The organism is Qipengyuania zhejiangensis (genome assembly GCF_035607565.1).
Taxonomy (GTDB): domain Bacteria; phylum Pseudomonadota; class Alphaproteobacteria; order Sphingomonadales; family Sphingomonadaceae; genus Qipengyuania; species Qipengyuania zhejiangensis.
In genome coordinates this window covers 1,212,617-1,227,382 of sequence record NZ_JAYKGO010000001.1, presented here as the reverse complement: position 1 = coordinate 1,227,382, position 14,766 = coordinate 1,212,617, and the positions used below count along the sequence as shown (strand labels likewise).

The following is a 14,766-nucleotide window of genomic DNA, read 5'->3' as shown; positions in this document are numbered from 1 at the left end:
TAAGCGGCGGCGCATGAAAGTTGATCTCTTCGATTTCGAATTACCCACCGATCTGATCGCGCTGCGCCCGGCGCGTCCACGCGATGCGGCGCGCATGCTGGTGGTCGAAGGGAGCGATGCCCCTTTCCGCGATTGCGGCGTACTCGACCTTCCGGGCTTGTTGCGCGCCGGCGATGTCCTGGTCTTCAACGACACCCGCGTCATTCCTGCACAGCTCGAGGGGCGGCGCGGCGAAGCCAGGATTGGCGCGACTTTGCACAAGAGGCTGGACCTGCGCCGCTGGCAGGCGTTCGTCCGCAACGCCAAGCGCTTGCGCGAAGGCGATCGCGTGGAATTTGGCGGCGAAGTTACGGCCATTGCCGAAGCGCGGCTTGACGATGGCAGCATCACCCTGAGGTTTGAAGGGGATGAACCTGTCGAACTGTTGCTGGAGCGGGCAGGGCGCATGCCGCTGCCGCCCTATATCGCGGGCAAGCGCCCCACGGATGCGCAGGACCGCGAAGATTATCAGACGATGTTCGCGCGCGAGGATGGCGCCGTTGCCGCGCCAACTGCTGCGCTCCATTTTACAGACCGGTTGATCGCCGCCCTGGACGAAGCCGGAATTGGCCGCGAAACGCTGACCCTGCATGTCGGGGCGGGAACATTCATCCCGGTCAAGGCGGACGATACCGACCATCACAAGATGCACGCGGAATGGGGGCGCATCGAAGCCGATGTAGCCGATCGGTTGAATGCGGCACGCTCGGCAGGCGGGCGGATCATTGCGGTTGGCACAACCAGCCTGCGTTTGCTCGAAAGCGCGACGGGCGAAGATAATCTGATACGGCCTTTCGCCGGGGATACCGCGATTTTTATCACCCCCGGCTACCGGTTTCGCGCCGTTGACGGGCTGATGACCAATTTCCACCTGCCAAAGTCGACGCTGATGATGCTGGTGAGTGCCCTCATGGGGCGCGAACGGATGCAGGCGGCCTATGCCCACGCGATAGCCGAGGGATACCGCTTCTATTCCTATGGCGACTCCTCGTTGCTGCTGCCATAAGCCGGGCCAGCATGGCGGAACCGATCCTCGAACTCGATGGCCTGAGCAAGGTCTACCCCGGCGGGTTGAAGGCTCTCGACAATGTCGACCTCACGATCCGCCGCGGCGAAATCTTCGCGCTGCTGGGCCCGAATGGCGCGGGAAAAACGACTTTGATCGGCGCTGTTTGCGGACTGGTAAGGCCCAGTGGCGGCACGATCCGTGCTTTCGGACAGGATCTGTCCACCGACTGGCGCAGCGCTCGCAAGCGCATCGGGCTCGTTCCGCAGGAACTCAGCACCGATATGTTCGAGCCGGTCATCCGCGCGGTGAGCTATTCGCGTGGCCTGTTCGGGCTTGCGCCTGACAAGGCGCGGATCGAGGAAATCCTTCGCAGCCTGTCACTGTGGGACAAGCGCGACGAACGCATCATGGCACTTTCGGGCGGGATGAAGCGGCGCGTTCTGATTGCCAAGGCGCTGGCGCATGAACCGGACCTGCTGTTCCTCGACGAACCGACGGCGGGCGTGGATGTGGAACTGCGCAAAAGCATGTGGGCGATCATTGAACAAATGCGCGCGCGCGGTGTGACCATCATCCTGACGACGCATTACATCGAGGAAGCGGAAGAAATGGCCGACCGCGTCGGCATTATCAGCAAGGGCCGGATTATCATGGTCGATGAAAAAGACGCGATGATGGCCCGGCTTGGCCGCACCGAAGCGCACATCGCACTGGCCCAGCCGCTCACCCGGCTTCCGCCCGAAATCGCTCGGTTTCCGGTCGAACTGGAACATGGCGGCACGTCGCTGCGCTATCACGGCGGCGACGGCACCGGAAAGGGCAAGGCCGAAGTCGCCGATCTGACCAAGGCGCTGATTGCAGCGGGCATCGATTACGTTGGCATCGACACACGCGAAAGCAGCCTGGAAGACATCTTCGTGACGCTTCTGGGCGAGGACGCGTGATGATAGCCTGGCGTTCCACCTGGTCGATCTACAAGCGCGAACTGGTGCGTTTTCTGCGTACCGGCTTTCAGTCGGTTCTGGCCCCCGTGCTGACGACATCGCTGTATTTCATCGTTTTCGGGGCGGCCATCGGCGGGCGGATGCCCGACCTGGGCGGGGTGGGTTACGGTGCCTTCATCATTCCCGGCCTCTTGATGCTGACCCTGCTGGGCGAAACCACCAGCAATTCCAGCTTCGGCATCTACATGCCGCGCTTCACCGGCACGATCTACGAATTGTTGAGCGCGCCGGTGGGCGTTGGTGAAACGCTGATCGGTTTTGTGGGCGCAGCGATGACCAAGAGCCTGATCCTGGCGGCGATCATCCTTCTGACCGCGCGTTTGTTCGTCGATTATTCGATCGCCCACCCCGTGCTTGCGGTGTTCTACATCATGCTGGTCGCTGCCGCGTTCAGCCTGTTCGGCTTCATCCTTGGCATCTGGGCCGACAATTTCGAAAAACTGGGCATCATTCCGATGCTGTTCCTGACCCCGCTGACGTTTCTGGGCGGGACATTCTATTCGATCGACATGCTGCCCCGTCCCTGGGACATCATCGCGTTGGCCAATCCCATCGTGTACCTTGTCAGTGGCCTGCGCTGGACATTCTACGGAACGGCCGACGTCGATATTCGGATCAGTTTCGCGATAACTCTGGGCTTTCTCGCTTTCTGTGTCCTTATTATCGCATATATTTTCAAAACCGGATGGCGGCTGCGCGCCTGATCGTAATTTCCTGAATTTGTTCATCTTGCGGCAAGTGCAAAACTTGCAATGGACCCCCGCGCCGGATGGTCCGGTGCCCAAATATTGTCAGGGAAACGACATAAAGATGAATAAGACAGTTTTCGCTGCCTGCGTCGCGGTTTCCGCGATCGCATTCCCCGCCGCTGCTCAGGCCCAGAGCGCCGCAGCAGCACAGCCTTTCGTGGGTATTTCGGCCGGCTATCACGACCTGGGTGTCGACGATAGCGATGCCACCTACGCCGGTTTCGCCATCAACGATGCAAGCCCGATTGTCGGCGTCATCGCTGGCGTTGATTTCCCGGTTGCCAGCAACCTGTTCGCTGGTGTCGAAGCAAACTACCACATCGGTACCGATGCAATCGACAGCGAATACGGCGCATCGCTGCGTCTCGGCTTCCGTGCCGAAGGCGGCGCGAAGTACTACATTCGCGGTGGTTACCAGGAAGTCGATTTCGACCTCTACAAGATCATCGAACCCGAACAGCCGGCCGGCACGTTTGACGGCATCGACGACAGCGACGGCGATTACCTCGTCGGCGCCGGCGTCGAATTCCCGATCGGCAAGGCCGCGCTTCGCGTGAACCTCGACACGATCGGGTTTGATTCGCTGCGCGCAACCACCGGCGTTGCTTTCAGCTTCTGATCGCACTTCGGATTATCATGAGAGGCCGGTTCCCTTGCGGGAGCCGGCCTTTTTTGCGACCCGCACGAGGGTAGCGGCCAGCGCATCGAGGCGCTAGGCGACCGCCATGCCAATGAAAACGACATTCCCTTTTCGCATAGCCTTGGTTCTTGGCGTTGCTCTTTCGCCAATGGTCGCCCGCGCTGAACTTCCCGACGGGGCGCGTGCGATGATCGATGCCGCGGTGGCCATCGGTGACGACACCAAGGTAGCGACAGTGATCGAACTGGCGCGCGCGACGTGGCCCGGCGATTCGGCCGAGATCGACGCGATCGAAAGCCAGTGGAAGGTCGAACTTGCCCAGCGGAAATCCGCCAAGGCGGCGCACGAGGCGGAAGCGGTGCGCCAGGCCGGGTTCTTCGCGCTGTGGTCGGGCGAAGGGGAATTCGGCGGTTTCAAATCGAGTGGCAACACCGACACCGCTGGCATTTCCGCATCGCTCAAACTTGAGCGCAAGGGATTGGACTGGGCCCATCTGGTAAAGGCGCGTGTCGATTACCAACGGCAGGACGGCACCACCAGCCGCGAACAGTTTCTCGCCTCGTATGAACCCCGCTGGCAATTCGGCAAGAACGTCTTCGCCTATGGATTGGCACAGTACGAGCGCAACCGGTTGCAGGGTTTCGATGGGCGGTACGCGGTTTCCGGTGGATTGGGATACAAGGTGATCGACCGCGACGGATTGTCCCTGGCGGTAAAGGCCGGTCCCGCGTGGAGGGTGACGCAGTTCACCGATGGAAGTTCCGAAAGCAGCCTGGCGGGCCTGGCCGCGCTTGATTTCGACTGGCAGGTGCTTGACCGCCTGAAGCTGACGCAGGACACGAATGTCGTCGCGGAAACCGGTGGTGAGGCGGTTCTCATCGTCGATGGGTCCAACACGACGCTGAACCTTGTGACCGGACTGGATTTTGAAGTGAGCGACCGTCTACGCGCCCGCATGGCGTATCAGATCGACTATGACAGCAACCCACCCGCCGGCAAGGTGTCGACCGACACGCTGACGCGCGCGACCCTGATCTACGGATTTTGACGATGGCAAACCGCTTCGCCTTTACGATCGACGCCACCGACGGTGCGGCACGCACGGGCAGCATTTCCATGCTTCGCGGCGATATTCGTACTCCTGCGTTCATGCCGGTCGGTACGGCCGCTACCGTCAAGGCGATGAAACCCGAGACCGTGCGCAAGACCGGCGCGGACATCATCCTTGGCAACACCTATCACCTGATGCTGCGCCCGGGTGCCGAACGGGTGGCCAGGCTGGGAGGTCTGCACAAGTTCATGAACTGGCATCGCCCGATCCTGACCGACAGCGGCGGGTATCAGGTGATGAGCTTGTCCGAGCTGCGGAAGCTGACTGAAAACGGCGTGGAATTTCGCAGCCATATCGATGGTTCGAAGCACCTGCTGACGCCCGAACGGTCGATGGATATCCAACGGCTCCTCGGCAGCGATATCGTGATGGCGTTCGACGAATGCCCGCGCGCCGACCAGCCGCGCGACGTTATCGCGCAGAGCATGGAAATGAGCATGCGCTGGGCCAAACGCAGCCGGGACGCGTTTGATGCTGGCGGCGAACATGCCGAAAAGGCCGCCCTTTTCGGCATTCAGCAAGGGGCGCTGGACGAAGATTTACGCCGGACGAGCGCCGAAAAACTCACCGAAATCGGGTTCGATGGCTACGCCATCGGCGGCCTCGCCGTGGGGGAAGGGCAGGAAGCGATGTTCGCAACGCTCGATTTCGCTCCGGGTCAGTTGCCCGCAGATCGTCCGAGATACCTGATGGGGGTTGGTAAGCCCGACGATCTGGTCGGCGCGGTCGAGCGCGGGGTCGACATGTTCGACTGCGTTCTGCCCAGCCGTTCCGGGCGTAACGGACAGGCCTTCACCTGGGCCGGACCGATCAATCTGCGCAACGCTCGCTTTGCCGAGGATGAGACGCCGCTGGACACCCGCTGTTCCTGCGATACGTGCGGCATCTATTCGCGCGCGTATCTCCACCATCTTGTAAAGTCTGGTGAAATTCTCGGGGCGATGCTGATGACGGAACACAACATCGCCTTTTACCAGCAGCTGATGCAGGCCATGCGCGATGCAATCCGGGAAGGGCGCTTTGCCGCTTTTGCCAAAGGTTTCCGGGCGGATTATCTGGGCGAAGAATGACCCGTCTCGCGAATCAGGACCGCCGCCAGCGCATCGCCCTGCTTGCAGGGCTGGCCATCGGTTCGATTGCGCTCTGGCAAACCTATTGGGGAAGCATCGCCCTCTACCCCTTCACAATACTTTCGACGTGGTTTCACGAGATGGGCCACGGTCTTGTCGCAATGGCGATGGGCGGCGCGCTTGAGTATCTGGTGATCCATCCCGACGGATCGGGTGTGGCGTATTCCACCCGGCCAGTTGCCCTTGTCGATATACCCGGCGCGTTGATCGCTGCCGGGGGACCGCTCGGGCCGCCGGTGGCCGGTTCAGGGCTGATCCTTGCCTCACGCAATCGGCGGGCAACACGCTTTGCCCTCTATGCCCTCGGATCGGTTTTGCTTCTGTCCACGCTGATCTGGGTGCGCAGCGTGACGGGTTGGGTTGTCTTGCCCGCTCTTGGCCTGGCGATCCTGTCGATCGCCACGCGGGCCAAGCCGCCCGTCCAGACATTTGCGGCGCAGTTTCTGGGTGTGCAGGCCTGCATAAGCGCATGGCGCCAGTTCGATTACCTGTTTTCGAGCGGGGGTACTGTCGGCGGCGTGTCGCAGCGATCAGACACCAGCGCGATCGCGCAAGTCCTGCTCTTGCCCTACTGGTTCTGGGGTGCGGTGATCAGCCTCGCCATTGCGGCGATATTGTACGCAAGCGTTTCCCGCGCGCTGCGTTGAGCCGGACACCACCGACGAACAGATAGCCGGAACGAAAAAGGGCGGCCCCGCAGGACCGCCCTTCTCGTAATTCGGTTCGAAACCGGATCAGCGCGAATAGAATTCGACGACCAGGTTCGGTTCCATCGTGACCGGGTAGGGCACTTCGTCGAGCTTCGGCACGCGGGTGAAGGTCACCTTGTCGTTGCCGTCGGTTGCGACGTAATCGGGAATGTCACGCTCGGGAAGGCTCTGCGCTTCGATCACGAGCGCCATTTCCTTGGCCTTGCTGCCGAGGCTGATGACGTCGCCGACCTTCACGCGGCGCGAGGCGATGTTGCACTTCACACCGTTCACATAGATGTGACCGTGGCTGACGACCTGACGGGCCGAGAAGATCGTCGGTGCGAACTTGGCACGGTAGACGACCATGTCGAGGCGCTGCTCGAGCAGGCCGATCAGGTTCTGACCGGTGTCGCCCTTCATCTTCGAAGCTTCGGTGTACGTGCGCTTGAACTGCTTTTCGGTCACGTCACCGTAATAGCCCTTGAGCTTCTGCTTGGCGCGCAGCTGGAGGCCGAAGTCGCTGGTCTTGCCCTTGCGGCGCTGACCGTGCTGGCCGGGGCCGTACGAACGCTTGTTGACCGGGGAATTGGGACGACCCCAGATGTTTTCACCCATCCGGCGGTCGAGTTTGTACTTGGCGCTTTTGCGCTTCGACATAAGTCTTTCCTTCAATTTGCTGGGCTGCCCCATCGGCAGCCATTCAACCCGGCACCGCACCGCATGATCATCAGGCAAGCTGACGAGAGATCATGCGCGGCTACCGCTTCACCGGGATGCGGAGCCAATTCGCGAGCGCGCGCCTTAGCATTTTTGGGCAATGGGTCAAGCATCGACATAGGCGCTCGACAAGCGGCTCCAACCGAGGCAGGGCGCGCGGCCATGAGCGACGAATTCAAGCTGCCCGAAAATTGCACCGATATGCGCGACGTCCGGACCGGCGTCGATGCGACCGACCGGGAACTGGTCGCGCTGCTTGACCGGCGTTTCGGTTACATGCGGGCCGCGGCGCGGATCAAGACCGATCGCAACGTGGTGCGTGACGAAGCCCGCAAGGCCGAGGTGATTGCCAACGCCCGTGACGATGCGGCGAAGCGGTCGCTTCCCGCAGAGAAAATCGCGGAAATCTGGGAACTTCTGGTCGAAACATCTATCGATTACGAACTGGAGGAGTGGGACCGCGTCACGTCCTAGGTTCACGCTCCAGGCTCGACAGGACACCGCGCAACGTTCGCACTTCGAGGTGATTCCAGGCGGGCTTGGTCAACACACCGCGCAGCGTGCGCCGGGTCGATTCCACCCGCGCCTCAGGCATGAAGTAGCCCTTGGGCTCCAGCATACGTTCCAGATGGGCGATCAACCCTTCCAGCTCGTCCTGCGGTGCCGGCGGAAGTACGTCTTCCTGCGTCGGTTGCACCAGATCCGCCGATTTTGACCATTCGTAAGCGCACAGGATGACGGCCTGTGCCAGGTTGAGCGATCCGAACCTGGGGTTGATCGGCACCGTCACAATCGCGCGCGCCAGGGCCACGTCCTCGGTTTCCAGCCCCGAACGTTCGGGTCCGAACAGAAACGCGCTTCGGCCCACGTTCCGGCTAATTTCCTGCGCCGCTTGTTCGGGCGTGAGAACCGGCTTCGTCACCCCGCGTTTGCGGACAGTGGTGGCGTAGACATGCGCGCAATCGGCAACCGCTTCGGCGGTGGACGAAAAAACCTGCGCTTTTTCAAGGACCAGATCAGCTCCGGCGGCCGCCGGACCTGCGGCCGGATTTGGCCACCCGTCTCGCGGCTCGACAAGCCGCATTTCGACGAGGCCGAAATTCAGCATCGCGCGGGCCGCCTTGCCGATATTCTCACCAAGCTGCGGACGAATCAGGACAATTACGGGCTTTTGTGCCTCAGCCACCTTTGGCGGCCTCCTGCACCGTGCTGGCAAATTCCTCGAAATCGCGGGCTTCGCTGAAGTCGCGATAAACCGATGCAAAACGGATATAGGCCACGCTGTCGATCTGGCGCAGCCCGTTCATGACCATTTCGCCAATCCGCTGCGATGCGACTTCGGCATCGCCCGCGGTTTCGACCTGCCGCTGGATGCCAGACACCAGCCGTTCGATCCGTTCGTGCGGAACATCGCGCTTGCGACAGGCGAGCGAGATCGACTGTTCCAGCTTGCTGCGCTCGAACGGCTCGCGCCGATCGTTGGATTTGACGACCGTCACTTCGCGCAACTGGACCCGTTCGAATGTGGTGAACCGCGCCCCGCAGCTGGAACATTGCCGACGGCGGCGGATGGACGTGCTGTCCTCAGTCGGGCGGCTGTCTTTTACCTGGCTGTCGTCATGGGCGCAGAACGGGCAACGCATTTACGGGCGGAGGCGCTTGTAGAGAGCAAAGCCGGCTCCTGCGACGAGGCCAATGGGCCAAGACACGACGGGCAGGATTCCACCGACCACTGCGCCGATGGCGGCACCGGTGAGGACCGGCTTGGTGGACGGGTGTTGAAGGCCCTGCTTCATCATGCCCTTCACTTCGTCCTGGGCATCGGGAATGAGGTCATGGTCCTGGTGGTCGGGATTTTGATCGGGATTCTGGTCGGTCATCGTCAGTTCCTCAGCGGCCCGGATAAACGGGAAAGGCCGCGCAAAGTTCGGCTACCTTGCCGCGCACACGTTCTTCGAACTGTCCGTCGCCTTCCGCACCGTTGCGCGATAACCCGTCTACCACTTCGGCGATCAACGCGCCAATCTTCGTGAATTCATCCGGGCCGAAGCCACGCGTCGTCCCGGCGGGAGTGCCCAGGCGAATGCCGCTGGTCACGAACGGGCTGCGCGTGTCGTAGGGGATGCCGTTCTTGTTGCAGGTGAGCCAGGCCCGATCGAGCCCTTTCTCCGCGTCCTTGCCGGTCACGTCCTTGGCGGTGAGGTCCACCAGCATCGAATGGTTATCGGTCCCGCCCGAAACCACGCGCAGGCCGTTTTTCTCGAGGCTTGCCGCCAATGCGCGGGCGTTGGCCACTACGCGTGCGGCGTAGTCCTTGAAATCGGGGCGCAGCGCTTCGCCGAACGCGACGGCTTTCGCAGCCACGATATGCATCAGCGGGCCGCCCTGCATTCCGGGAAACACCGCCATGTTGAGCGGCTTGGTCAGATCTTCCCTGTTCCACAGGATAACGCCTGAACGCGGTCCACGCAGACTCTTGTGTGTGGTCGTCGTGACAACGTCGGCGTGGGGGAAGGGGGAAGGGTGCGCACCGCCGGCAACCAGGCCGGAGATGTGGCTCATGTCTACCATGAGGATCGCGCCCACTTCGTCCGCCACCTTGCGGAAGGCTTCCCAATCCCACACGCGGGAATAGGCGGTGCCGCCGGCGATGATCAGCTTGGGCTTATGCTCGCGTGCCGTGGCCATGACGGCGTCCATGTCGATCAGTTCGTCGTCCTTGCGAACGCCGTAGCCGACCGGATTGAACCATTTCCCGCTCATGTTAACGGGCGATCCGTGCGTAAGGTGCCCGCCCGAATTGAGGTCGAGGCCCATGAACGTGTCCCCCGGCTGCAGCAGAGCCAGGAACACGGCCTGGTTCATCTGGCTGCCGGAATTGGGCTGCACGTTGGCGTATTCGCAGCCGAAAAGCTGTTTGGCCCGTTCGATCGCGAGGGTTTCGACCACATCCGCATAATCGCATCCGCCGTAGTAACGCTTGCCGGGATAACCTTCGGCGTACTTGTTCGTGAACACGCTGCCCGCAGCTTCCAGCACTGCGCTGGAGGCGATGTTCTCGCTCGCGATCAGTTCGATCTTGTCCTGCTGGCGGGCCAGTTCCTTGCGGACGGCGGAATAGATCTCGGGATCGGCTTCGGCCAGCGTGTCGTGCCAGAAACGGTCCATCGGGTCGCGGGTCGAGTTCGCGGGGTGCGTAGCCATGTCAGATATCCGGATTGGTGAGTTTGTCGACGCGGCGCTGGTGGCGGCCGCCGGCGAATTCGGTTTCTAGAAAAGCGGTGAGACAGGCCTTGGCCATGTCGATCCCGGTCAGGCGGGCGCCCATTGCAAGGCAGTTCGCATCGTTGTGTTCGCGCGCAAGCGCAGCGGACAGGGGTTCCGACACCAGCGCGCAGCGAACCGACGGGTTACGATTGACGCTGATCGAAATGCCGATTCCCGATCCGCACAGGGCGACGCCGCGTTCAGCCGTTCCGTCGGCCACGACTGCCGCCAACCTGTAGCCGAAGTCGGGATAATCGACGCTGTCTGCTGTGTCCGGGCCGAGGTCCGCGACCTCGTGGCCCTGTTCGATCAACCAGTCGCGCAGCTCGGCCTTGAGGTCGATTGCGGCGTGGTCGGAGGCAATGGCGATACGCATGGCGTCGCCCATACGGAAACGGCCCGCTGATTGCCAGCGGGCCGAACCGAAAATCACCGGCAAAGCGGCAATATTTACTGGTCGAGGAAGGAACGCATCTTGCGGCTGCGGCTCGGGTGCTTGAGCTTGCGCAGCGCCTTGGCCTCGATCTGACGGATGCGTTCGCGGGTAACCGAGAACTGCTGGCCGACTTCCTCGAGGGTATGGTCGGTGTTCATGCCGATGCCGAACCGCATACGCAGCACACGCTCTTCACGCGGGGTCAGGCTGGCCAGGACGCGGGTAACCGTTTCCTTGAGGTTGGCCTGAATTGCGGCGTCGACCGGGATGATCGCGTTCTTGTCTTCGATGAAGTCGCCGAGATGCGAATCTTCCTCGTCGCCGATCGGCGTTTCGAGGGAGATCGGCTCCTTGGCGATCTTCATCACCTTGCGAACCTTCTCGAGCGGCATGGAAAGCTTTTCCGCCATCTCTTCGGGTGTCGGTTCGCGGCCCTGGTCGTGCAGGAATTGCCGCGAACAGCGGACCAGCTTGTTGATCGTTTCGATCATGTGGACCGGAATACGGATCGTACGGGCCTGGTCGGCGATCGAACGGGTGATGGCCTGCCGAATCCACCAGGTTGCATAAGTGCTGAACTTGTACCCACGGCGGTATTCGAACTTGTCGACCGCCTTCATCAGGCCAATGTTGCCCTCCTGGATAAGGTCGAGGAACTGCAAACCGCGGTTGGTGTATTTCTTGGCGATGGAAATCACGAGCCGCAGATTCGCCTCGACCATTTCCTTCTTGGCGATGCGTGCCTCACGCTCGCCCTTCTGCACCATGTTCACGATGCGGCGGAATTCTTCGAGGCTCATGCCGGTCTGGCTGGCGATATCGGTAATCTCGGCGCGAATGCGCTCGACCGCATCGGCTTCCTTCTCGGCGAAGGCCGCCCACTTCTTGTCCTTCTTTACCCGGTCATGCAGCCATGCATCGTCGAGCTCGTTGCCGATATAGGCTTCGAGGAAGTCGATGCGCTTGACCTTGTGGCGTTCGGCAAGGCGAAGCATCTGGCCGCCCAGAGCCGTCAGACGACGGTTGAAGGCGTAAAGATTGTCGACCAGGAATTCGATCTTGGTCGCGTGGAACTGGACACTCTCGACCTCGGCGGTGAGCTGTTCGCTCAACGCTTCGTACTTCTTTTCCTTCGCGGCGGGGAACGCGTCTCCGCGGCCCAGCGTGTCGACGCGTTCGGCCTGCAGTTTCTCGAACTTGCGGAACAGGTCGGTGATGCGGGCGAATCGTTCGATGGCGTCCGGCTTGAGCGCGGCTTCCATCTGGGCGAGGGACATGGTGTTGTCCTCTTCCTCTTCCTCGTCGTCCTTGGAAGAGCCTTCTTCGCCTTCTTCACCGTCCTCGGATTCGTCCTCGTCCTCGTCGTCATCCTCGCGAATCGACGGGCCGGCGGTTTCTTCCGAGATTTCGCCGTCGTCATCGTCTTCGGCGTCGTCGGTCATCTTGTCTGCCGGCGGTTCCTTGGAAAGCATCGCATCGAGATCGAGGATCTCGCGCAGCTGCATTTCCTCGGCGTTCAGCGCTTCGGACCACTGGATGATGGCGTGGAACGTGATCGGGCTCTGGCACAGGCCGATGATCATCATGTCGCGGCCAGCCTCGATGCGCTTGGCGATGGCAATTTCGCCTTCGCGGCTGAGCAGTTCGACAGCGCCCATTTCGCGCAGGTACATGCGAACCGGATCATCGGTACGCTCGCCAGCGGCAAGTTTGCGGGTGGGGGTGGCGACCTTCTTGGCCGCCTTTTCCTCGCCGCCGTCGGTCGCGGAAGGAGCGATTTCCTCCACCTCGGCTTCGTCGGAGCTTTCCGCTTCGTCGTCGCTTTCGACAATCTGCACGCCCATGTCGGACAATGCCGACTGGATATCCTCGATCTGGTCCGAACTCATTTCGCCCTGCGGCAGAGCGTCGTTCAATTCGTCATAGGTGACGTATCCGCGCTTCTTCGCCTTGGCGATGAGCTTCTTGATCGATGCCTCGTTGAGATCGATCAGCGGTGCGTCGTCCTTGTCGGTGGACTTCGACTTGGTGGCCATAAACTCTTGTCAATCCGTTCCTGCGATCGAAGCGGGGCCGGCCCCCACAGCGATCATGAATCCGTTTCGTCCGTCGCCGCAGCTTTCCTTCGACCGAAAAGCTTCAACCGCTCGTTAAGGGCCAGCAACCGCTCGCGCAATCGTGCCTGTTCGGCGATAGAACCTTCCGGGTCGCGTTCGAAACGCGCTGTAGCCTCCGCGAGCGCGGATTCAAGCGCGGGCCTTTCGACCAGCAACGACACGGCTTCGGCCAGATCCTCGCGCGCATCACCCGGGTCGATGCCTTCATCTAGAAAGGCGAAATGAGCTTTCTCGGGTGGGGCGGGAAGGCCCTGAACTAGCGATATGGGCGATTGGTCGGGTAAATCAAGCGCCTCTACCGCTTCCAGCAGCAAATCTATCGTCGGACCGACATTTTGGTCACGACGCGCATAATCCGAAAGGGCCTGTTCGTGGCGAACGATCTGGTCCGGGAAACGGACCAGCCCCGCTATGACGGCGCGGGTGAAGGCGTCGCGCGCGCCGCCGGCCATGGTACGCCTCAGCCGGTCGGCCACTTCGGGGGCGAGCGTGGGATTGGGCTGGCGCCAATCGCCTTTTTTCCACGGCGTGCGCGGTTTGAATTCGCGCTGCGGGCGGGGCGGAAAGGCGAAACTGGAAAACCTCTCGAGCAGTTCGCGCTTGTACAGCGAGCGGATATCGGGGTCCTGGATTGTCTCTACGTGGGCGAGCAAGCGGGCTTTCAGTCCGGCCTTGTCTTCCGGCGAATCGAGCGGACCGGCCGCTTTCTCGAAGTCCCACAAGGTGTCGAGTAGGCTTGAAGGTTCTGCCAGCAGACGCTCGATCGCTCCGACGCCCTGTTCCCTGATCAGATCGTCGGGGTCCATCCCAGCCGGAAGGCGGACGATGGACAGCGAATGCGCGGGCCGCAGCATCGGGAGCGCACGGGCGATCGCACGCATCGCGGCGCGTTGACCCGCGTTGTCCCCGTCGAAGCACAAGATCGGCCGTTCGACCTGGCGCCAAAGCAGCTCGATCTGGTTTTCGGTCAACGCCGTGCCCAGCGGGGCGACCGCTTCGGCAATGCCTGCGTTGGCCAGCGCAATGGCATCCATGTAGCCTTCGACCACGATTATCCGGCCGGACTGGCGCGCCGCCGGTGCGGCCCGGTGCAGATTGTAAAGCGTGCGCCCCTTGTCAAACAGCGGCGTGTCCGGGCTGTTGAGGTATTTCGGGGCCTTGGGGTTCGCTTCGGCGTCGAGGATACGGCCACCGAAGGCGATCACCCGCCCGCGGGTATCGTGGATTGGCAGCATCAGGCGATTGCGGAACCGGTCGTACGGTTCCTTGTCCTCGACCGTGATGCGCATTCCAGCTTCGATCAGCATCGGTTCTTCGTACCGACCGAGCGCGCGTTTGAGCGATTGTCGGTCCTCGGGCGCGAAGCCGAAGCCGAATTCGCGCACGATCGCTTCGTTGAACCCGCGACGCCCGAGGTAGGCACGGGCGGCGGCCCCCTCGGCCCCGCGCAAATTGGCGGCGAACCATTCCTGCGCCGCAGCGGTCACATCGTGCAGGCTGGCCCGTTTTTCGGCGCGTTCTGCGGACCGCGGATCGGCGGCGGGCACTTCCATCCCGGCTTCTGCGGCCAGTTCCTTCACCGCGTCCATGAAGGGCATCCCGCGCTGGTCGGTCAGCCAGCGGATGGCATCGCCATGCGCTTCGCACCCGAAGCAGTGGTAAAAGCCCTTCTCGTCGTTGACGTAGAAGCTGGGCGTCTTTTCGTTGTGGAACGGGCAGCAGGCCTTGAATTCACGCCCTGCCTTGGTCAGCCGCGTGGTACGGCCAATCACGGCGGACAGCGTGGTCCGCATTCGCAATTCGTCCAGCCATTGGGGTGAAAGGGCCATTGGCCTTTCCTATCGCGGCAGGGCCA

Annotated in this window: 16 protein-coding genes; 8 read left to right on the top strand and 8 right to left on the bottom strand. The window is 61.9% G+C overall.

Translation table 11 applies throughout. The features are described 5' to 3' along the window. Positions 1-13: 13 nt before the first annotated feature. The 7 genes from queA to VR863_RS05865 all read left to right on the top strand — a co-directional run bounded on the left by queA (position 14) and on the right by VR863_RS05865 (position 6,329). Positions 14-1,045 carry a tRNA preQ1(34) S-adenosylmethionine ribosyltransferase-isomerase QueA gene (queA, locus tag VR863_RS05895; protein WP_324827510.1) on the top strand — a complete coding sequence of 344 codons (1,032 nt, stop codon included), beginning with the start codon at positions 14-16 and terminating at the stop codon, positions 1,043-1,045. 11 nt (positions 1,046-1,056) lie between these two features. Then, positions 1,057-1,992 (top strand): ABC transporter ATP-binding protein, encoded by a 936-nt coding sequence (locus VR863_RS05890; RefSeq protein WP_324827509.1) that lies wholly within the window; start codon positions 1,057-1,059, stop codon positions 1,990-1,992. Continuing rightward, on the top strand, positions 1,992-2,756 hold the full coding sequence (locus tag VR863_RS05885; RefSeq protein ID WP_324827508.1) for an ABC transporter permease: 765 nt from the start codon (positions 1,992-1,994) through the stop codon (positions 2,754-2,756). Before VR863_RS05890 ends, VR863_RS05885 begins: the two co-directional genes overlap by 1 nt. 106 nt (positions 2,757-2,862) lie before the next feature. Continuing rightward, positions 2,863-3,420: an outer membrane beta-barrel protein gene (locus tag VR863_RS05880; RefSeq protein WP_324827506.1), complete on the top strand. Its 558-nt coding sequence runs from the start codon at positions 2,863-2,865 to the stop codon at positions 3,418-3,420. Between the two features lie 169 nt (positions 3,421-3,589). Beyond that, positions 3,590-4,489: a DUF481 domain-containing protein gene (locus tag VR863_RS05875; RefSeq protein WP_324827505.1), complete on the top strand. Its 900-nt coding sequence runs from the start codon at positions 3,590-3,592 to the stop codon at positions 4,487-4,489. A 2-nt stretch (positions 4,490-4,491) separates the two neighbouring features. Next, positions 4,492-5,622, top strand: a complete 1,131-nt coding sequence (gene tgt / locus VR863_RS05870; protein ID WP_324827504.1) for a tRNA guanosine(34) transglycosylase Tgt — start codon at positions 4,492-4,494, stop codon at positions 5,620-5,622. Beyond that, positions 5,619-6,329, top strand: a complete 711-nt coding sequence (locus VR863_RS05865) for a M50 family metallopeptidase (RefSeq protein WP_324827503.1) — start codon at positions 5,619-5,621, stop codon at positions 6,327-6,329. The genes tgt and VR863_RS05865 overlap by 4 nt, the downstream gene beginning before the upstream one ends. An 87-nt stretch (positions 6,330-6,416) precedes the next feature. Here the strand turns inward: VR863_RS05865 and rpsD are convergent, their stop codons facing one another. Continuing rightward, positions 6,417-7,031 (bottom strand): 30S ribosomal protein S4, encoded by a 615-nt coding sequence (gene rpsD, locus VR863_RS05860; protein ID WP_324827502.1) that lies wholly within the window; start codon positions 7,029-7,031, stop codon positions 6,417-6,419. A gap of 222 nt (positions 7,032-7,253) precedes the next feature. Here rpsD and VR863_RS05855 point away from each other — a divergent pair, with 222 nt between their 5' ends. After that, on the top strand, positions 7,254-7,565 hold the full coding sequence (locus VR863_RS05855; RefSeq protein WP_324827501.1) for a chorismate mutase: 312 nt from the start codon (positions 7,254-7,256) through the stop codon (positions 7,563-7,565). On the opposite strand, the gene VR863_RS05850 is transcribed toward VR863_RS05855, so the two are convergent. The 7 genes from VR863_RS05850 to dnaG all read right to left on the bottom strand — a co-directional run bounded on the left by VR863_RS05850 (position 7,555) and on the right by dnaG (position 14,740). Beyond that, complete coding sequence (locus VR863_RS05850) at positions 7,555-8,277, bottom strand: RNA methyltransferase (RefSeq protein ID WP_324827500.1); 723 nt, start codon at positions 8,275-8,277, stop codon at positions 7,555-7,557. The two genes, VR863_RS05855 and VR863_RS05850, sit on opposite strands and share 11 nt — an antisense overlap. Next, positions 8,270-8,734 (bottom strand): transcriptional regulator NrdR, encoded by a 465-nt coding sequence (nrdR, locus tag VR863_RS05845; protein WP_324827499.1) that lies wholly within the window; start codon positions 8,732-8,734, stop codon positions 8,270-8,272. The genes VR863_RS05850 and nrdR overlap by 8 nt, the downstream gene beginning before the upstream one ends. Then, positions 8,735-8,971, bottom strand: a complete 237-nt coding sequence (locus tag VR863_RS05840) for a hypothetical protein (RefSeq protein ID WP_324827498.1) — start codon at positions 8,969-8,971, stop codon at positions 8,735-8,737. 10 nt (positions 8,972-8,981) lie between these two features. Beyond that, positions 8,982-10,295: a serine hydroxymethyltransferase gene (gene glyA / locus VR863_RS05835; protein WP_324827497.1), complete on the bottom strand. Its 1,314-nt coding sequence runs from the start codon at positions 10,293-10,295 to the stop codon at positions 8,982-8,984. A 1-nt stretch (position 10,296) separates the two neighbouring features. Beyond that, positions 10,297-10,734 (bottom strand): ribose 5-phosphate isomerase B, encoded by a 438-nt coding sequence (rpiB, locus tag VR863_RS05830; protein WP_324827496.1) that lies wholly within the window; start codon positions 10,732-10,734, stop codon positions 10,297-10,299. A gap of 74 nt (positions 10,735-10,808) precedes the next feature. Continuing rightward, entirely contained in the window at positions 10,809-12,830 is a 2,022-nt protein-coding gene (gene rpoD / locus VR863_RS05825; protein WP_324827495.1) for an RNA polymerase sigma factor RpoD, read from the bottom strand. Positions 12,831-12,883: 53 nt separating this feature from the next. Continuing rightward, positions 12,884-14,740, bottom strand: a complete 1,857-nt coding sequence (dnaG, locus tag VR863_RS05820) for a DNA primase (protein ID WP_324827494.1) — start codon at positions 14,738-14,740, stop codon at positions 12,884-12,886. Positions 14,741-14,766 lie beyond the last annotated feature (26 nt).